The organism is Wolbachia endosymbiont (group A) of Lasioglossum morio, assembly GCF_947250585.1.
Taxonomy (GTDB): domain Bacteria; phylum Pseudomonadota; class Alphaproteobacteria; order Rickettsiales; family Anaplasmataceae; genus Wolbachia; species Wolbachia pipientis.
The window spans coordinates 968,691-993,188 of sequence record NZ_OX366327.1; the positions used below are offsets into that span (position 1 = coordinate 968,691).

Annotated in this window: 22 protein-coding genes and 1 pseudogene; 10 read left to right on the forward strand and 13 right to left on the reverse strand. The window is 36.1% G+C overall.

Annotated elements, in window-relative coordinates; genetic code table 11:
- Positions 1–75: 75 nt before the first annotated feature.
- The gene (locus OOK89_RS04775) at positions 76–927 is read left to right on the forward strand and encodes an Rpn family recombination-promoting nuclease/putative transposase (RefSeq protein ID WP_015589151.1); all 852 of its coding nucleotides are present in this window, start codon (positions 76–78) and stop codon (positions 925–927) included.
- Between the two features lie 106 nt (positions 928–1,033).
- Here OOK89_RS04775 and OOK89_RS04780 read toward each other — a convergent pair whose 3' ends face one another.
- Complete coding sequence (locus OOK89_RS04780) at positions 1,034–2,389, reverse strand: phosphomannomutase/phosphoglucomutase (RefSeq protein WP_264718845.1); 1,356 nt, start codon at positions 2,387–2,389, stop codon at positions 1,034–1,036.
- A gap of 127 nt (positions 2,390–2,516) precedes the next feature.
- Between OOK89_RS04780 and OOK89_RS04785 the strand changes: the two genes are divergently transcribed.
- A complete protein-coding gene (locus tag OOK89_RS04785; RefSeq protein ID WP_264718846.1) occupies positions 2,517–4,622 on the forward strand; it encodes a coiled-coil domain-containing protein in 2,106 nt (701 codons plus the stop codon).
- A gap of 83 nt (positions 4,623–4,705) precedes the next feature.
- Positions 4,706–4,849 (forward strand): hypothetical protein, encoded by a 144-nt coding sequence (locus tag OOK89_RS04790; protein WP_264718847.1) that lies wholly within the window; start codon positions 4,706–4,708, stop codon positions 4,847–4,849.
- Positions 4,850–5,103: 254 nt separating this feature from the next.
- Here OOK89_RS04790 and tsaD read toward each other — a convergent pair whose 3' ends face one another.
- From tsaD to OOK89_RS04810, 4 genes are all read right to left on the reverse strand, one after another.
- Positions 5,104–6,111, reverse strand: a complete 1,008-nt coding sequence (gene tsaD, locus OOK89_RS04795) for a tRNA (adenosine(37)-N6)-threonylcarbamoyltransferase complex transferase subunit TsaD (protein ID WP_006280520.1) — start codon at positions 6,109–6,111, stop codon at positions 5,104–5,106.
- 140 nt (positions 6,112–6,251) lie between these two features.
- The gene (locus OOK89_RS04800) at positions 6,252–6,383 is read right to left on the reverse strand and encodes a hypothetical protein (RefSeq protein ID WP_255407355.1); all 132 of its coding nucleotides are present in this window, start codon (positions 6,381–6,383) and stop codon (positions 6,252–6,254) included.
- 203 nt (positions 6,384–6,586) lie between these two features.
- A complete protein-coding gene (locus OOK89_RS04805; protein ID WP_012673220.1) occupies positions 6,587–7,324 on the reverse strand; it encodes a WD_0702 family putative metalloprotease in 738 nt (245 codons plus the stop codon).
- A gap of 820 nt (positions 7,325–8,144) precedes the next feature.
- Positions 8,145–9,281: a cysteine desulfurase family protein gene (locus OOK89_RS04810; protein WP_264718850.1), complete on the reverse strand. Its 1,137-nt coding sequence runs from the start codon at positions 9,279–9,281 to the stop codon at positions 8,145–8,147.
- A gap of 155 nt (positions 9,282–9,436) precedes the next feature.
- Here OOK89_RS04810 and OOK89_RS04815 point away from each other — a divergent pair, with 155 nt between their 5' ends.
- Complete coding sequence (locus OOK89_RS04815) at positions 9,437–10,135, forward strand: alpha/beta hydrolase (protein ID WP_151808056.1); 699 nt, start codon at positions 9,437–9,439, stop codon at positions 10,133–10,135.
- A 238-nt stretch (positions 10,136–10,373) separates the two neighbouring features.
- Here OOK89_RS04815 and OOK89_RS04825 read toward each other — a convergent pair whose 3' ends face one another.
- A complete protein-coding gene (locus OOK89_RS04825; RefSeq protein WP_010962776.1) occupies positions 10,374–11,048 on the reverse strand; it encodes an ABC transporter ATP-binding protein in 675 nt (224 codons plus the stop codon).
- Between the two features lie 39 nt (positions 11,049–11,087).
- The gene (locus tag OOK89_RS04830) at positions 11,088–11,549 is read right to left on the reverse strand and encodes a HesB/IscA family protein (RefSeq protein WP_010081891.1); all 462 of its coding nucleotides are present in this window, start codon (positions 11,547–11,549) and stop codon (positions 11,088–11,090) included.
- Between the two features lie 47 nt (positions 11,550–11,596).
- Here OOK89_RS04830 and OOK89_RS04835 point away from each other — a divergent pair, with 47 nt between their 5' ends.
- The 3 genes and pseudogenes from OOK89_RS04835 (at position 11,597) to tnpC (ending at position 15,346) form a co-directional block, all read left to right on the forward strand.
- Positions 11,597–12,796, forward strand: a complete 1,200-nt coding sequence (locus OOK89_RS04835; protein ID WP_065106726.1) for a deoxyguanosinetriphosphate triphosphohydrolase — start codon at positions 11,597–11,599, stop codon at positions 12,794–12,796.
- Positions 12,796–13,878: a bifunctional diaminohydroxyphosphoribosylaminopyrimidine deaminase/5-amino-6-(5-phosphoribosylamino)uracil reductase RibD gene (gene ribD / locus OOK89_RS04840; protein WP_264718852.1), complete on the forward strand. Its 1,083-nt coding sequence runs from the start codon at positions 12,796–12,798 to the stop codon at positions 13,876–13,878. The genes OOK89_RS04835 and ribD overlap by 1 nt, the downstream gene beginning before the upstream one ends.
- 112 nt (positions 13,879–13,990) lie before the next feature.
- A pseudogene (gene tnpC / locus OOK89_RS04845) lies at positions 13,991–15,346 on the forward strand (IS66 family transposase).
- 143 nt (positions 15,347–15,489) lie between these two features.
- Here tnpC and rpe read toward each other — a convergent pair.
- Positions 15,490–16,170, reverse strand: coding sequence for a ribulose-phosphate 3-epimerase (rpe, locus tag OOK89_RS04850; protein ID WP_264718853.1), 681 nt, complete (start codon positions 16,168–16,170; stop codon positions 15,490–15,492).
- A 111-nt stretch (positions 16,171–16,281) separates the two neighbouring features.
- Entirely contained in the window at positions 16,282–16,710 is a 429-nt protein-coding gene (locus OOK89_RS04855) for a zinc-ribbon domain-containing protein (protein ID WP_182366253.1), read from the reverse strand.
- A 75-nt stretch (positions 16,711–16,785) separates the two neighbouring features.
- Between OOK89_RS04855 and dapD the strand changes: the two genes are divergently transcribed.
- Positions 16,786–17,616: a 2,3,4,5-tetrahydropyridine-2,6-dicarboxylate N-succinyltransferase gene (gene dapD / locus OOK89_RS04860; RefSeq protein ID WP_264718855.1), complete on the forward strand. Its 831-nt coding sequence runs from the start codon at positions 16,786–16,788 to the stop codon at positions 17,614–17,616.
- 6 nt (positions 17,617–17,622) lie between these two features.
- On the opposite strand, the gene OOK89_RS04865 is transcribed toward dapD, so the two are convergent.
- Entirely contained in the window at positions 17,623–17,907 is a 285-nt protein-coding gene (locus OOK89_RS04865) for a DUF2610 domain-containing protein (RefSeq protein WP_010962783.1), read from the reverse strand.
- On the reverse strand, positions 17,908–18,279 hold the full coding sequence (locus OOK89_RS04870) for a hypothetical protein (RefSeq protein WP_405196811.1): 372 nt from the start codon (positions 18,277–18,279) through the stop codon (positions 17,908–17,910).
- Between the two features lie 101 nt (positions 18,280–18,380).
- On the opposite strand from OOK89_RS04870, the gene OOK89_RS04875 reads away from it, so the two are divergent.
- Positions 18,381–19,430 carry a class I SAM-dependent methyltransferase gene (locus OOK89_RS04875; RefSeq protein ID WP_264718857.1) on the forward strand — a complete coding sequence of 350 codons (1,050 nt, stop codon included), beginning with the start codon at positions 18,381–18,383 and terminating at the stop codon, positions 19,428–19,430.
- A gap of 1,008 nt (positions 19,431–20,438) precedes the next feature.
- On the opposite strand, the gene OOK89_RS04880 is transcribed toward OOK89_RS04875, so the two are convergent.
- Both OOK89_RS04880 and OOK89_RS04885 read right to left on the reverse strand, forming a co-directional pair.
- Entirely contained in the window at positions 20,439–22,013 is a 1,575-nt protein-coding gene (locus OOK89_RS04880; protein ID WP_151807964.1) for a penicillin-binding transpeptidase domain-containing protein, read from the reverse strand.
- Positions 21,968–22,807 (reverse strand): polysaccharide deacetylase family protein, encoded by an 840-nt coding sequence (locus OOK89_RS04885; protein ID WP_065106681.1) that lies wholly within the window; start codon positions 22,805–22,807, stop codon positions 21,968–21,970. The genes OOK89_RS04880 and OOK89_RS04885 overlap by 46 nt, the downstream gene beginning before the upstream one ends.
- 122 nt (positions 22,808–22,929) lie before the next feature.
- Between OOK89_RS04885 and OOK89_RS04890 the strand changes: the two genes are divergently transcribed.
- Complete coding sequence (locus tag OOK89_RS04890) at positions 22,930–24,432, forward strand: YifB family Mg chelatase-like AAA ATPase (protein ID WP_264718858.1); 1,503 nt, start codon at positions 22,930–22,932, stop codon at positions 24,430–24,432.
- The last annotated feature ends 66 nt before the right edge of the window (positions 24,433–24,498 follow it).

The window sequence follows — 24,498 nt, forward strand, 5'->3', positions numbered from 1 at the left end:
ACAAAAAAGATGACAAATTATTGAATTATTATCAATAAGAATATATAATATAAAGATACATTTAAAAATTTTTTTATGGCTCTTTCTAAGTTTCTCGACCCCAAGAATGATGTTGCGTTTCGGCGTATTTTTGGTACTGAAAAAAATAAAGACATCCTCATTCACTTTCTCAATGATATTTTGGGGTTCACTGGCAAAGATGAAATAAAAGAAATAGAATTCCTCAGCACTATTCAAGATGCTGAAATTGCCTCTAAAAAACAAAGTATCGTTGATGTTCTTTGCAGGGATGAAAATGGGGTGCAAGTAATAGTCGAAATGCAAGTTGCCAAAACTAAAGGCTTTGAAAAACGCGCTCAATATTACGCTGCTAAAGCTTATTCAAGGCAAGCTGATAAAGGTGATCAATATCAGGGTCTTAAAGAAATCATTTTTATAGCTATTGCTGATTGTATTCTCTTTCCTAATAAATCTGAGTATAAGTCAGATCATGTAATGTTAGACAAAGATAGCTATGAACATGATTTAAAAGATTTTTATTTTACATTTATTGAGTTACCAAAATTTCCTAAAACTAAAGAAGACCAATTGGAGAGTATAGTTGAAAAATGGATCTATTATTTTAAATATGCAGATGAAACTAGCGAAGAAGAATTGGAAAAGATAATAGGTAGTGATGTAATAATTAAAAAGGCATATGAAGAACTAAATAGATTCAACTGGTCAGAGAAAGAATTTATTGCCTACGAACAGGAAATAAAACGTATTCGTGATGAACGGGCTGTTCTTGAACAAAAACTTGATGATGCTAAAAAGGAAGGAAAAATTGAAGTTGCAAAAACAATGCTAGCTAATAATGTTGATGTCACCACTATTGTTAAGTTTACTGGCCTCTCCATGAGTGAGATCAAAGAATTGCAGAATTAAGTGGACCCGCAAACGGTTACACGAAATAATGCTGCAGCCTGACCAGATGATAAGTACATTTAGCCTATTTATCTTTATACTTTCATGTCAATTTTATAAATCAAATTTATTTCTGTGAGTAGCTACAATTTAAAGACCTTGCTTCATCAATGTAATGGAACAAAACCTTTTTAGTAAGTTCAAAACCCTCTAAAGTCTCTCCTTCGCATCTTGCTGTAATGCAGTTTTGCGTATTTGATACCCTAAGAAGCCACCAACCTTTATTATCGGTTACCTTAACACCATCAAGATCTGAAAATACAATATTTTGCTGCTCCAGTGTTTTCTTTATTGACTCAATTATTTGAAACTTTTTCTCATCTTTCACTACAATCTTCACTTCATGAGTGATATATAACTTCGGTAAATCCTCAATCACCTGAGATAGGCTTTGGTTTTTCTTAAGCAAAATGTCAACTGCTTTAACAGCAGAATATAGCCCATCATCAAAACTTAGCTCAGAAAAGAAGAAGTGCCCGCTTAATTCACCAGCAAACTTTGCCTCTTCCTCTACCATCTTCTTCTTAACTAGTGAATGTCCAGTAGCACAGGTGATAACTTGCCCTCCTAACTTGCTAACAAAATCATGCACTTTCATACTCATTTTTACGTTAGCAATAACTTTGCTTTCTGGATATTCCTCCAACACTTCACGTGCAAAAATTATAAATAAATGGTCATTGGAAACAACGTTGCCTTTATTATCAATTAAGCGCACCCTATCGCTATCGCCATCTAGCGCAATGCCAAGATCACATCCATATTCCTTCACAATGTCAATTAATTGAGCAAGATTTTTTTCCTCTATGGGATCTGGATCATGCAGTAGAAATGCCCCATCTATAGAGTTATTGGTTACGATGTGCGTATGACCAGGCAAGATCTTTTCAATATACCTTATAATTCCACTTGCTGGACTATTTCCACAATCCCAGGCTATTTTTAATTTCTGTGTAGTATTATTCTTCACTGCACTTTTCAATATGCTAATGTACTCACTATATATATTTATGTTAATTAAGCTTCCAATTCTTGTGCTGTTTTTAATTGGACTGCTTATAATTTCCTTCATTTCTTGATCTGAGAAGACTTTTTTATTACTAAAAAATTTAAAGCCATTATATTCGCTGGGGTTATGAGAGGCAGTTATTATGATACCAAGATCCGCCTGTGTGATTTGTGTTGCAGCGTAAAGCATAGGTGAAGAGCATAGTCCAACGCGTATAACATTTGCACCGGATAAAGTTAAGCCCCTAATTAATTCTCTTTCTATACCTGGTGAATCTATTCTGCTATCGTAGCCGACACAAACACTAGCTACGGTTTGGCCAAACTTTCTACCTATCTCGTACCCATCATTAATCTGCAAGTCTTTGCCTATTATACCTCTAATATCGTATTTTCTTATAATGGTATTGTCCATACTGTACTTCTTGAAGTGACTACTATATAACATTTTGGCCAAATGCTCAAGTTTATTTATCCAACAATTAGTTGACTTTTTAAAGAAATCTGTTAATATTATAGTATATTTTTTAAAATGTAAAATTATGCCACAGGAAAACGAAAATGTATTTATAGCTGAAAGTCAAAGTTTAGATGTAGATGAACAGCAGAAAAAGGATATTTTAGATGTGATTGAATCTTGTAGCAGCTTTCAAGAGACTATAAAACAATTGGAGGAAAAAAATTTAATCTGGTATTTTATTGGCCCTTTACGCAAAGATGAGGACATTACAGGACAGATAAATTTAAAGTGGGAAAAGGAGTTCCAAAAATTTGAGCAATCAATAAATGAAACACATAGAGAATTTGAAGCATCTTTACCAAATCAAAATTTCTTAGCGTATTCAACAAAAGATGATGACTTCAAAATTAGATTTGAAAATGAAGAAAAACCAATAGAAATTAGCAATATTTTAAGAGCTAGCAGTGAAGGTAAGGTTTATAACATATCTTTAGGGAAAGATAGTCAAATAACTGCAACCAAAAAAGGCAGCGAAAGGCACTATGATTTTACTGGTTCAAGCTCATGTGAAATGACCATTAATTGGCAGGCTAAGGATTCTGAAGGTAACAGCATAGACTGTAGCATGACCGTAAAATTGGATTCTGGTGGTATACAGAGTGTTATTGGTGAGCCAAAATTTGGAGGAATAACGAGTTCAGAAGAAGTATTAAAGTTAGTTGGACAAAATAAAGAAGTTTTTATCAACGGAAAAACTCTGTATCAAGCTTTTACTGGCATATCCAAGAGTGTAGACGATCAGCAAGTACCAGCAGAGGAAATATTTACAAAAGATCTACATATATCACCACAGTCACCTACACCAAGCAGCAGTGGGTATTCCTCTCCTAGCACACCTTCTTCACGTAGAAGTTCTATATCCACCAGCAGTGAATTTAGTGATGAAGATGAAATATTTGAGGATGATATGTCTGGTGATGAAGAAGAGTATGAGCAAGAAGGATTAAAAGATGAAGTAGATGAAATTATAAACGAAATTGAGGAATTAAAGGAAGGAAAAGAAACATTTGCTCAACATTTTGCAGCGCAGGCAAAGCAGCTTGAGGATCTAAGATTAGAACGTGACTCCTTGAGAGATAAAGTCAATGAACAACAGCGAGCGATATTTGAAAGAGGTCAAAGAATAAAGGAACAAGAGGAAGAACTACAGGATAAAAATGATGTAATAAAGAACTTAAATGATCAGTTGAAAGATAAGGAAGGTGAAACAAATGAGGCAAATAAAGAATTACAGAGAAAATTGAAGCAAAGTGAAGCTAATTTAACTGTACTAAAGGAAAAGAATGCAAATTTGGAGAATGACCTGAAGAAAATAGTGGAAGGTTTAAACGATGATCATAAAAAGCAGTTGGCAGAACAGTTAATGGAAACAAAAAAGGAAAACAATACATTGGCTGAAACGGCGAACCAATTGTCTAAAGAATTAAATGAATTACAGAGAGAAAAGGAAGATTTAGAGAGGGAAATTCGACAACTTGAACCTGGAAAATCACTTGCAGATGAGCTAAGCGAAGAAAATACGAAGAGGGAAATAGAAAAACTTCAATATCAACTTAAGGAAAAGGAAGGGATGTTAACGTGTACACAGGAAGAGCTGGCATCTGTCAAAGAGAGTCTAGAGCAACTGCAGAACATATTACAGCAGGAAAAAGGTCAGGCAACTCAAACTGAAGTTGAATATGAAAGTAGAGGAACAAGCATGCAGCAGCAAGACCAAGGTATACAAGCTGTAAACAACAACTCAAGCAGAATAGCTAGTGGGTTAAGACAAGAAAACAAGAAATTGACTAGAGACAAACTAACTATATCTGAACAATTAAAACAAAAAATAAGAGAGATTGACGAGTTAAAGAAAAATTTAAAGCAATTACAAGAAGAAAATAAACAACTAAAACAAGAAGTTACCAAAAATGCAGGAGTTGATGCATCATCTTCAACAGGTCAAAAAGAAGCTAAAGAAGCAGAAGTTATACCGCAAAACATTATGGATTGGCCTGTTCCAATTCCAGACGATAAACCGGAAGAGCAGAAAACTCCATTAGAGCCAATCAAGGTAAATACAGAATTATCAGATCCAAAATCAATCCCCGCTGAGGTTTCAGAAAAATCTCCTCCTCTTTCAAAATGATGAGTTTTGCTTCTATAGCTGACCCAAGCAACACGTCATCCCGCGATTTATTCGCGTTATCTCAGCCGCTAACAAGTAGCGGGATGACGGTTGTCAGGCTAGCTGTCATCCAAGTAGCTCGACTACTTGGATCCAGGCAAAAGAATGGTGTCATGAAAGTAGCTGACACTGATTCCTTTATGATGGTGTCATCCCAGTGCCCAGACACTGGGATCCAGGAAACTTAATTGCAAGTAATGCATTGGATTTGGTGAGTATGGGTTTTGCGTTATAGAATGAAGCACTTTTGGTGAATTTATAAAGAAAGCTGGATCCCAGTGTCAGCTACTCGGATGACAAGGTATAAACCTTATCGTCATGCCGCCGCGAACCGTCATACCGCGATTCATTCGCGGTATCTCTAGATCCCGCTAACAAGCAGCGGGATGACGATTGTCGGTCAACCTAAGTCACTTTAGCTATAATTCAGAATTGAGAGCTTTTAATAACTCTCTAACTCCCACTTAGGTCTTGGTGCAAAATTAAGTGGATCTATATAATTTTTCTGTAACCTTTCAATTCCTGTCCATCCAACCATAATTGCATTGTCTGTACATAGGTCGTTAGGGGGAAAAAATATGTTTAAGTTTATGTGTTGTTTTAATTTTTCTCTCAAGAAATTATTTGCTGCAACTCCGCCGGTAATCACAAAGTCATTGATTTTGATATTTAAAGATTCGGCCATAATAATCGCATTACTAACCCTGTCCAGCAGTATGTCACTAATACACTCTTGAAACGAAGCACATACATCACACACATCTTGCTCGCTCATTTTAAGTTCTTGCACTAAGTTTTTTACTGCTGTTTTAATTCCAGAAAACGAAAAGTTACATCCATAACGTTTTATCATTGCCCTTGGCAATTTAAATCTTGCACCATTGCCTTTTTTAGCTAACTTTTCAATTAATGGCCCTCCGGGATAGCTTAAACCCAGCATCTTAGCAACTTTATCAAATGCTTCTCCTAGTGAATCATCGAGCGTTTCTCCAAGTTTAATGTATTTACCTACATCCTGTGCAATTAAAAATTGACAGTGACCACCTGATATTAGTAGGACTAAAAATGGAAATTTTACCTCATGCAGTAACCTAATAACCAATGCATGCGCTTCTAAGTGATTCACTGCAATGAATGGTTTTTGTGCTACATGCGCAATTGCTTTAGCCATCATTGTACCAACTATTAATCCACCTATGAGTCCTGGTCCTGATGTTGCTGCAATTGCATTGAGGTCACAAAAGTTAAGGTTAGATTTTTCCACGGCGCTTTTTATTAGACCACTTAAATGCTCCATATGAGCACGTGAAGCTATTTCAGGGATCACCCCACCACGTTTTTTGTGTTCTGCTTGGGAGAGAATTTCGTGAGCAAGGACTTGCTTGTCACTATTTACAATCGCTACTGCAGTTTCGTCGCAGCTTGTTTCAACAGCTAAAATGGTTTTCATGTATATTCGAGCACTTTATTATCAAAACTATATCTTGAAACGCTGTAGAAGTTAACTGCAAAGTTAACTTCTACAGCTAAAAGATTTACCGACAACCGTCATCCCGCTACGTGTTAGCGGGATCTATACCGCGAATGAATCTACAATCGTATGAACATTGCGCTATTGAGATGGAGCACTTTCTTGTTATTCCAGGTCTCCTCTCTCGTCATCCCAGTGCCCTGACTACTTGGATCCAGAAAAAAGAATGGTGTCATGAAAGTAGCTGACACTGATTCCTTTATGATGGTGTCATCCCAGTGTCACGCACTGGGATGACAGGAAGAGGAGACTGAGATGACAAATGTGAGTGCTGATGTAACAAATGTAAATGCTCGAATGACATCAATAGTTATATACATTTTATCACTAAACTAGACGTTCGTACAGTCGTGGAATGAATCGCGGGATGACGTAGGAAAACCTGCACTATAAGCTAATCATCATCTCCAAATATAGAGCTAATTTTTTTGCCCCCAGGAGAAAATTTATTAGTCCAACTGCTTTGCACTTTGGTTACGTCTTTAGTGGCAGTTTTATTGCTGTATTCCTTGATTTCCTTATCTATTCTCTCCATCATTTGTGAATCAAGGTAGCTCTTTTTCCATTGGCCAGTAGCAAGGAACACTTTGTTTAAGTCTTGAGTGCGGATTAAGTATTCTTTATCTTTAGGGTAAACCTCCTGCGCCCAAGCAAATAGCTCAAAATAGCGTGCAAATAATTCAGATGCACGTGATTTTGCAGTTTGATAAGCCTGTATCTCCTTAAATATAACTTGGCCGATAATTTTCTGCACAAGAATATTTGCTTGCTTTAGGTTCTGCTCAATATCCTGGTAAACTTTATGGAGGAATTCCTGCTCCAAATTTAAGTTCAGTTCATTTTCAACCATGTGTGAAAGTTCATGCACTATAATGTATGGGTTTGACTTCCTCAGTACAATAACATATCTATTTACACTGGAAGACCTGATTGTCTTACACACTCCCTCTTCCATATCCACTAATCCCTCTTGGTATATTTCAAATGAGAGCCTGTTTTGCTTTATTAGTGATAAAGTGAGGTTTAATGTGTTTCTAAACTTCTCAAATTGATAGAGATATTCGACATACCGTATTGCATTTTCACTGCTTCCTACTTGAGTTGCTTGTTTTATTAAATTCCTGATTAGCATACCTTATTATTAAAGGAATTCTTTTTATACTCAAGAATTGATTGGCTACAAAGTGTTTTTAGGAAGCCTGATTGCATAGCTAAAGTAATTCATGTTTACTGATAACCGTCATACCGCGATTCATTCCATAGCTGTACGAACATTTTGATTTGAGAGCAATTTCCATAAGGGAGGATGTCATTCCAGTGCTTGGCACTGGAATCCAGCCTTTCCATAATCATCAAAACATTGTATTTTAACGTAAAACAGCTATTTTTATGCTCACCAACTTAATAAAATTCCTGGATCCAAGTAGTCAGGGCACTGAAATGACACCATTTTCGGTCTCTTAAATTGCTTTAGCCATAAATATTTAAGAAATTTACTAAATAAAAAAAAGGCAAAAGAAGCCCCGTGGTGGTTGGCTATTTACTATGTACTAAAATATCGGCGTTTTTTTTATTCTAAAACGCTTGATTAAGAGCGATTTAGCTGCTTTTAACTTGCAACTAACCTACACCGCAAGTGTTTAAGAAATTTACTAAGCAGGAAAAAAGGCAAAGAAACCCCATAGTAGCTAGCATTCAAATTCTCCCTTGTCAATTTGACGTTTTTTGCTGTCTTAAACGCTTTGTAAGCGCGTTTCGGCTTATATAGGTAAAAACCTAAAAATTTTTAAAGACATGCTGAGACGCCAAATACCCTAAGTTTTTTGTCATTAACCTGCACAGATTGCGAAGATAAATAAATAGCTTCACTGTTATGATAAGGGGGCTGGCGAAACTTGTAAAGGAATTTTTTACATCTAATTTATAGCTCCCTGCATGATATCACGTATTATCTATACCAAGGAGTTCTGCTTGTAGATATTATACCAACAATCCACTATTTTTTTTATGTCTTGTGGTTTAGTTTCTGGACCTATACTGATTCTAATTGAACACTCTGCTTGCTCTTTTGTTGCCCCCATTGCAAGCAAAACATGGGAAGGCTCAACTTTTCCAGAAGAACATGCGGAGCCATTACTAACTGCAATATGATTCAAGTCAAAATGCATAAGCTGCACATCACTCTTTACTCCTGGCATATAAATAAAACTTGTGTTTGGCAGCCTCTTAGAGTTTTTACCGAAGATTCTTATGTCACTGGCAAGATTTAATAATTCACACTCTAATTGATCACGTAGCTCCTTTACTTCATCCATTTTTGATAGAAGGTCTGGAATATTTTGCAGTGCAGCAGAAAGGCCTGCAATCGCAACAATATTTTCCGTACCACCACGAAATCCCTTCTCTTGTCCACCACCTATTATAATAGGTTCTATCGCAAGTTCTTTATTGAATATTAAAACTCCACTGCCTGCTACACCGCCAAATTTATGGGCGGATAAAGTGAGTAAATCCACTCCTAGATCTTCCATATTAACTTTAATTTTTCCAACACTTTGAGCAGTGTCAGTGTGGCAAATTGCTCCAAATTTTTGTGCTATTTCAGCTATTTCCTTAACAGGCTGAATAACTCCGGTTTCGTTATTTGCCATCATAACTGAAACTATTGCTTTGTTTCCTTTAAGTTCGCTTAGAATTTTTTCTAGCTCTAAAAAGTCAACAATGCCCTCCTGATTAACGGGTATTATATATGGATTACATGCAGAATTAAGAATTGAAGGATGCTCTATAGCTGAAATTATATGCAGGTAGCCTGCTATTCCTCTCATAACAAGGTTATTCGCTTCAGTTGCACCAGACGTAAAAACTATTTCTTTATCACTTGAGACGCCAATAGCACCACGTACGTTATCTCTTGCATCCTGAAGAATCTTCCTCGCTTCTTGTCCTCTTTTATGTAGTGATGATGGATTGAGCGTTTGTTTTAACAAGACCTCAAATATACTTTTTTTTACATTTTCACTAATTGGAGCAGTTGCATTGTAATCAGCATATACGCAACCACTATTTTCTAAAGAGAATGGACTCATCTGTCACTTAAATAAGTTTACCATCAACTATAGCCATAACTATGTACGTTAGCTTTAACACGATAAAAAATTTATTGCAAAAACAGCGAAATTAATACATAATTAATAACTCACGTCATTAATACCTGTCAAGCGGGTTCTTATTAGGGGTTACCATGGTTGAAGTTTTTTTGAATAATGCAACAAGAAAGATAGAAGGTGAATACCACCAAAGCAAAGATGCCAACGCGCCGGTTGTGCTGGTTTTACATCATCATCCTCAATATGGTGGTAATATGGATAGTAAAATTGTACATAGTACATATACGTCTTTTATCGATAACAATTTTTCTGCATTGAAAATTAACTTTCGTGGTGTGGGAAAATCTACCGGAACTTTTGATAAGGGTATAGGAGAATTAACTGACGCTGCGGTAGCCATTGATTGGCTTCAGGAACATAATCCTAGCAATGTTCCAATTTGGATCGCTGGTTTTTCTTTTGGAGCATGGGTGGCTATGCAGCTAACAATGCGCCGCCCTGAGATAGTGGGTTTTATTGCTCTTTCTCTTCCGGTAACTAAGTACGATTTTTCTTTTCTTTCTCCCTGTCCAGTTTCTGGGCTTATAATACAAAGCAGTAATGATACAATCTCAGAAGAAAGCGATGTAACAGAATTAGCAAAAAGGTTGATAAATTCAGTAAGAAGTGATCACATGAAATACCATATAATAGATGATACTAATCACTTTCTAAAGGATAAAGAAGAGGAAGTGACTCAAATCGTGGACAATTATATAAAACTGCGCTTGAATAGTGCAACTATTTCTTTTCAAAAGGTCAAAAAAGAGGTAAGGGTAAAAGAATATGCCTAATCTTTACAAACAAGAGAAATGAGTGTAGTAATATAAATGAAAAGGTTTTGTTATGTTTAAAAAGCTATTATTTTTTGTTTTAGCTGTGTTTATGTTATCGGGGTGTTCCCTAAGTAAACAGCGTAAGTTAAAAAGTCCGTGTATAAAAAGCAATGAAAGCATTTCATGCGAGTTGTACTCTGTTAATGATCATTGGTTAGATAAGTATAAGGCATAGAAATTGTGCTATTTTTCCTATTCACAACTTCACTAATGATCGATCTCTCAATTGGAAAATGCAGTCTGCCTTTTCTGCAAGGAGATGATTGTGTGTTACTATAAGCATAGAGCTGTTATTTTCCTTTACGTATGAATGTAGCAGTAAAAACACGTTAAAAGAATTTGTTGGATCTAAGTTTCCTGTTGGCTCATCTGCAAGTAAAAGCTTTGGAGAATTTACAATGCTTCTTGCAATTGCAACTCTCTGCCTTTCCCCACCCGAAACTTCAGATACCATGCTACTTGCTTTGTTTTCCAGACCAAATTTTTCCAACATTGCTTGCGAATTTTTTTTTGCTTCAGCTTTGCTTTTTCCTGCAATGAGTTGAGGAAGCATAATATTTTCCAACACCGATAACTCTTGTAACAAATAGTGAAATTGATAAACAAAACTAAGAAAATTTCTTCTTACATGAGTTTTATGCTTATTACTGGCTTGTGTGCAATTTATTCCATCTATCGTAACTATACCTGAAGTTGGCTTGTCCAACAAGCCTGCGATTTGCAATATAGTTGTTTTCCCTGCACCTGAATCGCCAATCAGCGCTACTACTTGCCCTCTTGTGACACTTAAGTTGATATCCTTTACAACAGCAGAATTGTTCTTGAAGCTTTTATCTACGGAAGTTAGTTCTAGTGCTACATTACCACCCATGTTTAAAAGATCCAGAAGGCATCTAAGTTTTAGTAATAATTAAACCGAAAAACTGTTACCACAACCACATTGAGACTTAGCAAAGGCATTCTTTATTTGAAAACCAGAACCACTGAGATCCTCAGTATAATCTATAACTGAGTTATTTAAAAATTTTGCTGAACAATTATCAACCATTAATACAGGGTTTCCATTTTCATCATTAATTACTATATCTTTACCTTTTTCGCTAAAACTGGAGTGGCTTCTATAGTCCTCACTTTCTTCATAGTCATCATCTTCGTCTTCGTCATCAAACTCATCATCGTAATCATCGTCTTCATCATCCAAAGATAGATTTTTATTCATTTGATCCATAAGAAAATTGTATTTGAAGCCAGAACATCCACCACCTGAAACTGCAACCCGTAAAATGGAACTCTTATCCCCTTCCTGCTCTGCAAGAGAGTGGATTTTTTTTAGTGCATTATCAGTTAAGTTGATGTTGTAATTTGTTGACATAGTAACCACCGTTTATTATTGATAACTTATTATAGTAGAAATTTTACATGTCAAACAATAATTTTCTATTAAATTATGCATGTTTTCCAAGCAAAACAAAAGGGAGATACTTCAAAGAGCCAGAAGATGAGAATCGCAGCTGCTTTCAGCGTGATAGGGACCGTATCATTCACTCTAATGCGTTTAGAAAGTTGGAGTACAAAACACAAGTTTTTATCAATTATGAGCACGACTACTATCGCACTCGGCTTACTCATAGCCTTGAAGTTGCACAAATTGCAAGGTCCATTGCGCGTAGACTTGGCTTAAATGAGGATATCACTGAATGCATAGCGCTCGCACATGATCTTGGTCATCCTCCATTTGGTCATGCAGGTGAAGATGCTCTAAAGAAATCAGTTCAAGATTTGAATCTTGATAACGAGAAGTATGAGTTTGATCATAATGTTCAAGCTATAAGGATTTTAACTTATCTTGAACAAAAACATGCTGATTTTGATGGTATGAATCTAAGTTGGGAGGTGATTGAAGGAGTTGCAAAACATAACGGTCCCTTGCTTGGTCAAAACGCGGAGTCTTCTACAAGTAATCAGCTGTTATTAGAATACAACAAAAAATATGATCTAAAACTTGAAGAATTTTCAAGCATTGAAGCGCAAGTTGCTTCAATTGCCGATGATATTGCTTACAGTGTTCACGATCTTGATGATGCACTCAGGGCGAATTTAGTAACCATCGAAGATTTGCTGAATGTTCCTTTAATTGAAAAAATGTTTAAAGACATAAGGAGCAGATATTCAGAATTGCCTCAGAGCAAACTCATACATGAATCACTGAGTGGAACTATAGGAACTATGATAAGTGATGTTGTTTCTCAGACTGAAAGAAATATTGAAGATCACAAAATAAAAAGCGTAGAAGACGTAAGAAGTCTAAATAAAATGCTAGTCACATTTTCACCAGAAGTTGCGAATGCTACAAAAGAAATGAAAAGATTCAACATGGAGAAAATATACAGAAGCTATAAACTGAGTAGAACGATGAACAAAGCAAAACGCATAATACAGGAACTCTTTCAATGTTTTTATGAAAACCCAGGATTACTTCCCACAGAGTGGAGCAAACTCGCTTGTGAATCTCAGCGTTCAGTAATAATATGTGACTATATCTCAGGTATGACAGATAGATTTGCTATACACGAGCACAGAAGAATTTTTGATACCTCATACGAAATGACTTCTTTCTAATGACTGATGATCATTTCATGTCAATTGCATTAAGGCTTGCAGAAAAAAATCTTGGAAATGTTGCACCAAATCCTGCTGTCGGGTGTGTTATTGTAAAGGATGGTACAATTGTTAGTGAGGGATACACAGGGATTGGTGGGCGTCCGCATGCGGAGGTAGTCGCTTTGCAAAACGCTAAAGATTCAACTCATGGCGCAACTATATATATCACTCTTGAGCCATGTTGTCATCACGGAGTCACGGGGCCTTGCACTGCAAAAATCATAAAAGCTAGCATAAAAAGAGTAGTAATTGCAACTATTGACCCAGATAGTAGAGTTTCAGGTGGAGGCATTAAAGCTCTGAAAGAAGCAGGAATTGAAGTTGAGCAAGGTATTATGCAAAAAGAGGCAAAAGAACTGAATGTCGGTTTTTTCACCACTAAAGAATTACATAGACCATTTATAGCTTGCAAAGTCGCAACAACTCTTGACGGAAAAATCGCAACATTTACAGGCGATAGCAAATGGATAACAAGTGAAAATACGAGAAACTGGGTGCATGAGCTCAGAACGAAATATGATGCAATTATGATTGGCAGCAATACTCTTATTAATGATGATCCACTCTTAACTTGCAGATTACCAGGACTCGGAAGTAGATCGCCAATAAGGCTAATTATAGATAGCCAAGGGAGATTAAAGGAAGAGCATAACATTGCAAAGACTGCAGATAAAGTAACAACTTGGGTGATAACGAATAAAGAAGTAAAAGAAAAAATAAAAAATATTAACTACTTGAAAGTCAATTCAAACGATGCAGGCAAAGCCTGCCTAAAGGACATGGCATTAAAACTTGTTTCAGAAATCGGTATAACAAGGTTATTAGTTGAAGGTGGAGGAGTGTTAATCACAGAACTATTAAAGTGTAATTTAATCGACAGGTTGATAATATGCCGCAGTGGTAAAATTTTAGGCAATGATGCCACTCCTTTTGTAGGAGATTTAGGGATTCAATTCATTAACAACTGTTATCAGTTTAAAAAAACAAAGATAATAGAGTTTAGTGAGGATATAGTTGAGGTTTGGGATAGGTCGTCATAATCCTTACATACTCAAACAGTAAAAAAAAGGTATCCGTTCAGCGGAGCGGTAAAATAAAAAGTAGACAAGGAGTGCTAAAAACATAATATCACAAGTAGTATGTGTGGTAAATATGTCTGATCTACTAGCTAGTCTTCTCAAGCTCTGTGAAAGCTTTAAAATAGAGATAGAGCAACTAAAAGCAGAGATAAAGAGGTTAGAGATAGAAAACGAAAATTTTAGATCTGAGAATAAGGCGCTAAGAATCGAAAATGCTGAATTGAAAGAAAGACTAGGTCTGAATTCACAAAATTCATCGATACCGAGCTCAAAAGAGTTATACAAGCTAAAGAAGAAAAAGAAAAAAAGTGACAGGAAAATAGGGGCACAGATTGGGCATGAAGGAAAGTATCGCCCTAAAATGGAAGCAGATGAAGTGGTGAAAATAGAGTTCTTGCGAGTGCGGAGGAGAAATTGCGATATCGAAAGAGCCATACATTCATCAAAAAGTTGATTTGCCAGAAATTAAGCCTTATATTGTGGAATACCAATTACAGAATGGCCGCTGTTGCAAGTGTGGAAAAAGAAAAAGTAGCAGGCTACCAGAAGGTGTTACTGCGGATACATTTGGTCCAAAAGTTAAGTCAACAATCGCGGCGCTGAGCGGATTTTATAAGAACTCGAAAAGAGAAGTAGCAAATATTATAAAAAATATTTTCAACCTGGACATCAGTGTTGGTAGCGTGTCAAATAGCGAGGCTAGAGTTGCAGAAAAATGCCAAGAAGCGTATGAGCAAATCGAGCAAGAAGTAAGTAAAAGTGAAGTTCTGCATATCGATGAAACGAGCCATTATAACAAAGGTAAACTTGGTTGGTGCTGGATGTTTGCCAGTAATACAGCAAGTTTTATAAAATTGACAGAGTCAAGAGGAATGAAGGTTTTACAAAATAGTAAGTTCTGCAATCGCAATAGCTTACGACAGGTACGCAGCATACAACTACTTTGCCGATAAGAACAGGCAAATCTGTTGGGCACATTTATCAAGAGATTTTGAAAGATTAGCACATAGTTGAAGTTAAAGTTCTGGGCTGTTACTTAAGAAACGTAGCCACTGAATTATTTGCACTAAAAAAGGCCTTGCTAAAAAATGAGATAGATGTTTTTAGATTTACCAGACGTGCCAGAAAGTTGCGAAAACGTACAAGGTATTACTTGAAGCCGTTTACCTGAAGCAATTGGAGCTTCTCGAGTTGCAAAAAATATTTTGAAATCTGAAAGAATAATGTGGAATTTTTTAGATGACCCAGAAAATATTCCGCTGACAAATAACCATGCTGAACGGCAAATACGGCATTATGTCGTTTATCGCAAAAATTCATATTTTACCCAATCGAAGTGGGGAACTTGAACGGATAATTTCATTATACTTGACATGGAAACAAATGGGCTTTCCAAAACCTCTTATCTATCATCTCTCACACCGCTTAGCTGAACGGATACAACCCAAGAAAGGTTTTTCTACGTCATACCGCCGCGGTATCTCAGCATAGATTCCGCTAACGAGTAGCGGAATGACGAATTTGTTGTTTTTCAAATTGTAGGTAAACCTAAGCCACTTTAGCTATATAGGGTCACAACAATAGATTTTTAAGATCGTTTACGGCCTTCTTAATATCTTCAGCCTTGAATATCGCCGATCCCGCAACTAAAATATCTGCACCTGCTTTTATTATATCAGCTGCGTTAAAAGAGTTAATTCCACCATCTACTGAAATTTGTGTTTTAAGGTTACGCTCTTGTATCATTTTTTTTATAGTAGATATCTTGTTCAACTGTGAATGAATGAATTCCTGCCCTCCAAAGCCAGGGTTGACTGTCATAATCAGCACAATATCTAGCTCATGTATTATGTATTCAAGCACACTTGGAGAAGTTGAAGGAACAATTGAAACTCCAACTTGAATCGGTTTTTTTTCGTCGTTTACATTTTTGTATGACTTTATCTTTCTTATCAACCTCTCAAGGTGTATCTCTGCTTCTGCATGTACAGTGATAATATCAGCACCAGCATTTATAAAGCTTTCAATGTGGTTACCAGGAGATGTGACCATTAAATGCACATCAAAAGGAAGATTGCTATATTTACGTATTGCAGAAACAACGCTAGGACCAATTGTAATATTTGGAACGAAATTCCCATCCATAACGTCTATGTGTATGTAATCCACACCTAAATCGCTAATTTTTCTTACTTCTTCCCCTAATTTTGCAAAATCTGCTGAAAGTATAGAAGGTGCAATTTTAATACTCATGAGCTGCCTTTTTTGCTAAAAAATAACTTATTTTTAAAACTCTGTCACCCTAATACTATGCGCACCATCTGAGTAGCTATAGAAACTGGATACTGATATCGGTATGCCTATTTAACTAGATCTTAAATTAGATAAAAAAAGGTAGTCTTGATAAAACTTATTTACAGCAAGTTTTTTTACATTTGGACTTTCTGTTTGTTCTTTTTTGTACCCTAATTTATAGCTTATTGAATCCTTGTATAAACTGATCGTTTTGTATGCTTTGTTCATCTCTCTAGGAAAGATGCCGTTAGCAATTACGACGCATAACCCTGTAGCTGTTGCAAAAGCTAGAGTGGTAAATGCTAGATTTTGTAAAAAATTCCTTCCACTAACTTTTTTTTCCTGTATATTAGCAGAGTGCTGTTTGTTTGACACTTCTTCTAGATATTCATGCCATATGTGATTGCAGTTCGTACATTTTACCTTTCTTCCAGACGCGCCAATTTGCTTAGGAGATACTAAGTAAGTTTTAGTACAACTATTACATTGTATTTTCATAGCACTTACATATAAAGTAGTAACAAGCTCAAATGATACAGAGCTACAAATTTAATATCAATATATATATAACAAATGGAAGGTTTGCAACTAAAAAAAACACAGAGTGAGATAGAAAATATTTGGAAAAATAGAGAAAAATTTAATGACTGTAATCTAAAGAAAACAGCAAGAATAGCAATTAAAGAGGTAATTGAGCTCCTTGATAGTGGCAAAATTAGAGTAGCAGAAAAGCTATCAAGTGGAGAATGGGTAGTACATAAGTGGATAAAGCAAGCAATATTATTACATTTTCTCACTGAAGAAAACAAAATAATAGACAATACCAATTGCTGGTTTGATAAGATCGGTAACAAGTTTAGTGAATGGAATGAGGAGAAATTTCGCCGGTTAAAAATTAGAGCAGTTCCTGGGTGTTTTGTTCGCCGATCTGCTTATATAGGTACAAATGTTGTTCTAATGCCAAGTTTTATCAACGTTGGTGCATATGTTGATTCAGGAACAATGATAGATACCTGGTCAACGATTGGTAGCTGTGCGCAAATAGGAAAAAACTGTCATATTTCCGGTGGAGTGGGAATAGGTGGAGTTCTTGAGCCTATTCAAGCTTCACCTGTCATTATAGAAGATAATTGCTTTATTGGAGCACGTAGCGAAGTGGCCGAGGGTGTGGTAGTGAGAGAAGGATCAGTCCTTGGCATAGGTGTGTTTATTGGGGCATCAACAAAGATTATTGATAGAGAAACTGGCAAGGTATTTTATGGCAAAGTGCCGCCTTATTCTGTAGTGATACCAGGATCTATTCCATCTAAAAATAATATTTCAACCTATTGTGCAGTCATAGTAAAAAAAGTGGATGAAAAGACGAGATCGAAAATCTCTATAAATGAAATATTGAGGGATTAAACTATCTTACTCCTTGTCGTCACTTTTTTTATCATTATTACTAACCACAGTAATGGCATACGCGCATAACTCTGAGAAAGAGACTCCATTTTCTTGAGATAGTTTATATAATTTTTGTAGACTTTCTTTTACTTTATTAGGAATATTCCCTCCACGTTCTTTTACAAGCCAGGAATCTTGATGATGAATTGGATGAGCATCACTTTTTGGATTTCCTATGTATATTGCAAAAGGTGAACTTTGCCCTTTGAAGTCACATTGTACAGTAAATTTTTTTATAGATTCAGCCATCTAAAGACCTCTACTTTTCTTTTTGGTCGATTTTATAGCAGGTGGAAGAGGTGGTTTCTTTATAAAATCTTGTCTATTGACAACACTTTCTCTACCTTCCAAAGCTCGGCGAACATCAGCTCTGCTTAATTGCGACTCTTTTGCTACCTTCATTCCATGCTTTGCCATAATATTAGCACATGCTAGTACTTTTTTTACCAATTCTAGATCACCATTTAGCATTTGAACTAGCACTTGAAACACTTCCGCTAAAGTTAGCCCATCAGCATTTATAACCTTATTTTCTATAAAATTGACAGCTTCTTCAAATTTGTATTCAATACTATCATCTTGAGCTATAAGGGCAACATAATCGGTGTTTTTGTCGTCCATAACTGAAGCACTATTACTCACAAACTTAAGTTTATACTATATATATAAATACTCTACTATTTTATATTATGGCACGCTACAGTTAAACATTTATTAATAACATGCTCACTTATATACACGAATTAATTGACAAAAGTCAAGGATCAATATCCATCAGTGATTTCATGAATGCCGTTTTGTACCATGAAAAATACGGCTATTATACAAGTAAATTACCGCTTGGTAAGGATGGTGATTTTACTACCGCACCTGAGATCAGCCAATTATTTGGTGAAGTAATTGCAGTTTGGATAATGCATACATGGGAAAAATTAGGAAAGCCATCAAAATTTTCTCTAGTTGAACTTGGGCCAGGCAAAGGAACACTCATTCACGATATAATAAGAGTCACTAAAAAATACAGCAGCTTTTTTAATTCAATGTTGATCCACTTAGTTGAAATAAGCCCTACTTTACAGAAGATACAAAAGGAAAAATTAAAAGGCTTAGATGTTAATTGGCACAAAAATATTGACAACCTACCAGAACAACCAACCATTTTTTTAGCAAATGAGTTCTTTGACGCTCTTCCGATAGATCAGTTTGTATATCATGATGAGGGGTGGTATGAAAATATGGTGACAAAACAAGATGATGGCAGTCTCTTGGTGTCATGCCAGTGCGTGACACTGGAATCCAGAAAAAAAGAATCATGGATTCCAGTGTCAACTACTCAGATGACAAATGGAAAATTTTTTAATGGTGCAGTGGTGGAAATATGTTCAGTTGGGGTTGAAATATTAAAAAAACTTGAGAAGAAGATATATAATAATAAAGGAGCTGCTTTGATTGTAGATTACGGTTATGTATACCCCGCATATAAGAGCACTTTGCAATCGATAAAACAACATAAGTATGCTAATTTTCTTGAGAATGTTGGTAATAGTGATATTACCGCACTTGTGAACTTTCAAGCATTAAAAGATTCATTAAAATACGTAGATTGCGAGATTTTAACTCAAAGAGAATTTTTATATCTTTTTGGCATAAAAGAAAGAACCCAGGCTTTAATGAAAAACGCAAGTGATGAACAAAAGAATAGGATCTTTAGTGAATTCTTAAGGTTGACTGAAAATATGGGCACTCTTTTTAAAGCAATGCTATTGATATAGCTAACCCAAGAAAGGTTTCCCTACATCATACCGCCGCGATATCTCAGCATAGATTCCGCTAACGAGTAGCGGAATGACGAGCTTATTGTCATGCCGCCGCGAACCGTCATACCGCGATTCATTCGCGGTATCTCAGCCGCTAACAAAGCGGGATGACGAGCTTATCGTCATGCCGCCGCGAACCGTCATACCGCTGCGGTATCTCAGCCGCTAACACGTAGCGGGATGACGAATTACTTAACCATCATCTACACCGTCATACCGCGATTCATTCGCGGTATCTCAGCCGCTAACAAGTAGCGGAATGACAACAATCCTACGTCATACCACCGCGGCGCTAACAAGAGATCCCGCTAACAAGCAGCGGGATGACGAATTACTTAACCATCATCTACACCGTCATACCGCGATTCATTCGCGGTATCTCAGCCGCTAACAAGTAGCGGAATGACAACAATCCTACGTCATACCACCGCGGCGCTAACAAGAGATCCCGCTAACAAGCAGCGGGATGACGGTTGTCGTTTAGCCATAAACATTAAGAAATTTACCAAACGAAAAAAAAGGCAAAAGAAACCCTAGTCATTGTCTATTTTCAGTATTGGCGTTTTTTAAGTCTTAAACACTGCAATTTAGCTGCTTTTAAATGCAACTCACCTTAGTTTAAATGTTTAAGAAATTTACTAAGCAGAAAAAAAGGCAAAGAGAACCTAGGGTAGCTAGTATTCAAATTCTCCCTTGTTCTATTTGACGTCTTTTGATGTCTTAAACGCTTTATAAGCGCGTTTCGGCTTGTATAGGTAGAAACCCAGAAGTTTTATAAAGACATGAGGTGCACATAGTGCAAAAAATTAAGCATGATTTACGCCAAATACAAAGTTCCCTTTGTCGTTTTAATCTGCAGATTGCGAAGATAAATAAATAGCTTCAGTTTTATGATAAGGGGGCTGGCGAGGTTTGTCAAGTAAGTTTTTTCGTTTCTATTCCCAATAAAAGTTTGTTATATGGTTATGCAAGAAGTTTAATACTCATAGTTTCAAGCATATACTGAAATATTTCATTAGCTATAGCAACATCTTGGCGTGGGGCTTTGCCGTGTTCTATAAACACAGAGATTGCATAGCGCGGGTTATGGTAAGGGCCATAAGCGATAAATAACTTATGACTTTCACCCTTAGAGTTTATCTCTGGTGTACCGGTTTTACCGGCAATTTGTATACCGCTTAGCCCTTTCTTATAGGTTCCAGTTTTAGAATTCACCACATCAAACATAGCTTTTCGAACTATGCTAAGATGCTCACAATCCACATCAATATCGGGAAAATCTTGTATCGTTTCATTCATCTTAATGCGGGGAATTACCTCTTTTCCTGTTGCAATCCTCGCTGCAAGAACTGCAAGCTGTAGTGGTGTTGTAAGCATATACCCTTGTCCTATAACTAAGTTGATAGTGTCACCTAAATACCACTGCGAATATAGCTTTCGTGTACGCCAATCTCTATCTGGCAACAACCCTGGAGCTTCTTCTTTAAACGTTCCAATCAGTGGCCCACTTCCAATACCAAATTTTCTGGCCATTTCTACTAGAGAGTCTACACTTATTTTTTTTCCTATATTATAAAAGTAAGTGTTGCATGATAATGCCATTGCCTCATTTAAAGATACATATCCATGGACTTTGCTTTTCAGGCAACGAAATTTCCGCTCGCCTATTTTCATATAGCCCTTACACGAGAATTTTTCTTCTGGTGTTATTATTCCATCTTTTAAAGCTGCAAGCGCAACTATTATTTTAAATATTGAACCAGGTGGAATTTGATATGATAACGCACGATTCACGAGCGGCAATGAAGGAGCATTCAAGCTCTCCCAAGTCTCATTTGATAGCCTGCTAGCAAAAAGATTATTATCGTAAGAAGGTGAATTATATAATGCTAAAATTTCTCCATTATTTACATCAATTACCACTGCGGAGCCTTGGTGATCTTTAAATACCTCTGCGGTTTTCTCTTGCAGATTAATATCAATTGTCAGTTGTACATCTTGTCCGTCTTGTTGTGGTATGCTTGATAATTCTTTTATGACGCGTTTTTTAGAATTTATTTCCTGCTCAGATTTTCCTGACTTGCCTTTCAATATATGATCATATGTATATTCAATACCGCTGATTCCTACTTCGCTTATGCCTTGCTGTCTTTTTGTATATCCGATTACATGAGAACACATTGAACCAAACGGGTAATAACGTTTATAAAGAGCAGTTATTTTTTCTGACGATTTTGCTATTTTAGACTCGACTTCTGATAATGTCTGCAAATCAACTTCCTTACCAGAACCATCAAACAAAACAACATACGAAATTTTGTTTACCGCAAGTTCAATGCTATTCCTATCTAAAATTTTGCCCCGCTTAGGCATAATAGTAGCAACTCTTATTCTATTACTATTAGATAGTGCTTCGTACTTTTGTCTGTTTCGTATTTGTAAATTATATAACCTGCAACTAAAAACCGCAGAAATGGTAAGCTGAATACCACCTAATATGAATGCTCTGCGGTTAAAGACTTTGTTTTTTGTCCACATAACATTCCTTCAAAACACACTTTTTTCCCCTCTTTTATTGTTACACTTCTGGCTTTTACCGTATTACAAACCCTTTTTTCCCACTCACTTAAGGTCACAAACTTATAACCTGATTTTTTTAGTATTTTAATAATATGAGGTAAAGCTTCAATTGTGTTTGACCTGTTATTGTGATCATGAAACAGTATAACTGCTCCATTATGTACATTACTTAAAACTCTTTCAACTAAAGTTTCTGGCTTATCACCTTGCCAATCTAGCGAATCAACTGTCCATAATATTGAATACATATTTAATTGATCAGTATTTTCAATCAGATTATCGTCATAACATCCATATGGCGGACGAAACCATTTTACATCTTGTTTTATTGCATTTTTAATTGCTGTATTTGTCTTTTCCAATTCTTGCAATTGTTCCTCACTTGAAAGTGATGTCAACTTCCTATGCGACCAAGAGTGATTACCTAACTCATGACCTGATTCATGAATTTTCTTTACTATTTCAGACGTTTTTTCATTTATACGTTCACCAAGCACAAAAAATGTTGCTTTTGCTTCATAGCTTTCCAGAACATTAATAATATCGTTTATTCTATTGTTGGAAGGTCCATCATCAAACGTAAGCGCAACAAACTTATCGTCGTTATTCAATAATTTTTTTATATTACTTAAATTTCTATATGATAGATCTAGATTACAACTGAGCCCACAGTATGGTAAATTAAAATTACAATCACTACAAAAAGCCGTACTTGAATATAGTAAGAAAAAAGTGATTATCCTTATAAACATTTGTAATCAGCAAAGTGATAGAATACTACACTTTTTTGCTAAGTTAAGCCATCTTTAATTGCTGTAGCCTTTACTTCATCGCTTCTTTAATATATTGTATTAACAATTTTATATAATATATTATGATTGCAAATATAAATACCGTTGCGCTTCAGGGAATTAGCACAGTAAATGTCAATGCACAAATTCATATGGCAAATGGTATTCCAGCTTTTAATATTGTTGGATTGCCAGATAAAACTGTTGCGGAATCCAAAGAACGCATCAGAGCAGCGTTAAATTCAATCAATCTACTACTACCTCCAAAAAGAATTACAGTTAATCTCTCCCCTGCGGATTTGCTGAAAGAAGGCAGTCATTATGACTTGGCTATTGGACTACTTGTTGTAATGAATGTGATACCAGTTGAAAAAGTTCAGTCTTATATAATCATGGGTGAACTGGCTCTTGATAGCAGAGTTATTCCAGTTTCAGGTGTGCTGCCAACAGCAATTAATGCAAAAAAGGACAATAAAGGAGTAATTTGCCCGAGAGGAAATGGTGTAGAAGCTGTATGGGTGAAGAATGTTTCAATTCTGGCTATAGAGAAATTAACTGATATTATCAGACACTTTAAGGGTGAGCAATTAATTCAGCCAGTAATTTTTAATTATAGTGATGCACCCAAAGAAAAAAGATTGGTTCCCGATATGAAGGATATCAAAGGCCAAGTTGTTGCAAAAAGAGCAGCTGAAATTGCAGCAGCAGGTGGGCATAATATGCTTCTTGTTGGCCCTCCTGGTACTGGAAAATCAATGCTTGCTAAGCGCTTTATAGGATTGCTGCCTGATTTAACCGAACAGGAGATGATTGATGTTAATATTATTTCCAGCATAACAAAAACTGGTAATGAAATATTCAAAGTAACTCGTCCCTTTCGTGAACCTCATCATTCATGCTCTATGCCAGCGATGATAGGGGGAGGAAAGAATGCAAAACCTGGAGAAATTACCATGGCTCACAATGGCGTGTTATTCCTTGATGAGTTGCCAGAATTTCCAAGACTTGTGCTTGATTCTCTGCGCCAACCACTTGAAGATAGAAAAGTTACCGTTGCAAGGGCAAATGCTCACATAACCTACCCTGCAAATTTTCAACTGATTGCTGCAATGAACCCTTGCAGGTGCGGTTATTTAGGTGATGCAAGCAGATCGTGCAACAAAGCTCCAAAGTGTGGCACAGATTACAAAAACAAAATATCAGGCCCATTGCTTGATAGAATAGACATATGCATTGAAATGCCAAACGTTAGCATACTCTCTCCTGAAATCTCTGTGGAGGGAGAAAGTACTAAAATCATAAGAGAAAGAGTGATAGCAGCAAGAAAAGTTCAAACTGAGCGCTATAGTGAATTAAATATTCGTTGCAATTCAGAAGTAAGCGGTGAAGCATTTAATAAATTTACTGAACCAGATCAGGCAGGGTTAGAATTGCTAAAATACGTACTGAAAGAAAATTACATTTCCAATCGAGGCTACACACGCGTATTAAAAGTTGCAAGAACTATTGCAGATCTTGCAAAAAGTGAAGAAGTAAAAAGAGCACACATTGCTGAAGCGCTCAATTACAGAATAAAGGTATATTAAAAAATTAGTTTACTTGACAGGCAATTTTTTTTACTATATGCTTCCTTAATGAAATTTTAACATTCT

Bases quoted from the DNA above. Each gene is read 5' to 3' on its own strand.
- OOK89_RS04775 (WP_015589151.1), top strand. From the start codon at position 76: ATGGCTCTTTCTAAGTTTCTCGACCCCAAGAATGATGTTGCGTTTCGG.
- OOK89_RS04780 (WP_264718845.1), bottom strand. From the start codon at position 2,389: ATGGACAATACCATTATAAGAAAATACGATATTAGAGGTATAATAGGC.
- OOK89_RS04785 (WP_264718846.1), top strand. From the start codon at position 2,517: ATGCCACAGGAAAACGAAAATGTATTTATAGCTGAAAGTCAAAGTTTA.
- OOK89_RS04790 (WP_264718847.1), top strand. From the start codon at position 4,706: ATGACGGTTGTCAGGCTAGCTGTCATCCAAGTAGCTCGACTACTTGGA.
- tsaD (WP_006280520.1), bottom strand. From the start codon at position 6,111: ATGAAAACCATTTTAGCTGTTGAAACAAGCTGCGACGAAACTGCAGTA.
- OOK89_RS04805 (WP_012673220.1), bottom strand. From the start codon at position 7,324: ATGCTAATCAGGAATTTAATAAAACAAGCAACTCAAGTAGGAAGCAGT.
- OOK89_RS04810 (WP_264718850.1), bottom strand. From the start codon at position 9,281: ATGAGTCCATTCTCTTTAGAAAATAGTGGTTGCGTATATGCTGATTAC.
- OOK89_RS04815 (WP_151808056.1), top strand. From the start codon at position 9,437: ATGGTTGAAGTTTTTTTGAATAATGCAACAAGAAAGATAGAAGGTGAA.
- OOK89_RS04825 (WP_010962776.1), bottom strand. From the start codon at position 11,048: ATGGGTGGTAATGTAGCACTAGAACTAACTTCCGTAGATAAAAGCTTC.
- OOK89_RS04830 (WP_010081891.1), bottom strand. From the start codon at position 11,549: ATGTCAACAAATTACAACATCAACTTAACTGATAATGCACTAAAAAAA.
- OOK89_RS04835 (WP_065106726.1), top strand. From the start codon at position 11,597: ATGTCAAACAATAATTTTCTATTAAATTATGCATGTTTTCCAAGCAAA.
- ribD (WP_264718852.1), top strand. From the start codon at position 12,796: ATGACTGATGATCATTTCATGTCAATTGCATTAAGGCTTGCAGAAAAA.
- rpe (WP_264718853.1), bottom strand. From the start codon at position 16,170: ATGAGTATTAAAATTGCACCTTCTATACTTTCAGCAGATTTTGCAAAA.
- OOK89_RS04855 (WP_182366253.1), bottom strand. From the start codon at position 16,710: ATGAAAATACAATGTAATAGTTGTACTAAAACTTACTTAGTATCTCCT.
- dapD (WP_264718855.1), top strand. From the start codon at position 16,786: ATGGAAGGTTTGCAACTAAAAAAAACACAGAGTGAGATAGAAAATATT.
- OOK89_RS04865 (WP_010962783.1), bottom strand. From the start codon at position 17,907: ATGGCTGAATCTATAAAAAAATTTACTGTACAATGTGACTTCAAAGGG.
- OOK89_RS04870 (WP_405196811.1), bottom strand. From the start codon at position 18,279: ATGGACGACAAAAACACCGATTATGTTGCCCTTATAGCTCAAGATGAT.
- OOK89_RS04875 (WP_264718857.1), top strand. From the start codon at position 18,381: ATGCTCACTTATATACACGAATTAATTGACAAAAGTCAAGGATCAATA.
- OOK89_RS04880 (WP_151807964.1), bottom strand. From the start codon at position 22,013: ATGTGGACAAAAAACAAAGTCTTTAACCGCAGAGCATTCATATTAGGT.
- OOK89_RS04885 (WP_065106681.1), bottom strand. From the start codon at position 22,807: ATGTTTATAAGGATAATCACTTTTTTCTTACTATATTCAAGTACGGCT.
- OOK89_RS04890 (WP_264718858.1), top strand. From the start codon at position 22,930: ATGATTGCAAATATAAATACCGTTGCGCTTCAGGGAATTAGCACAGTA.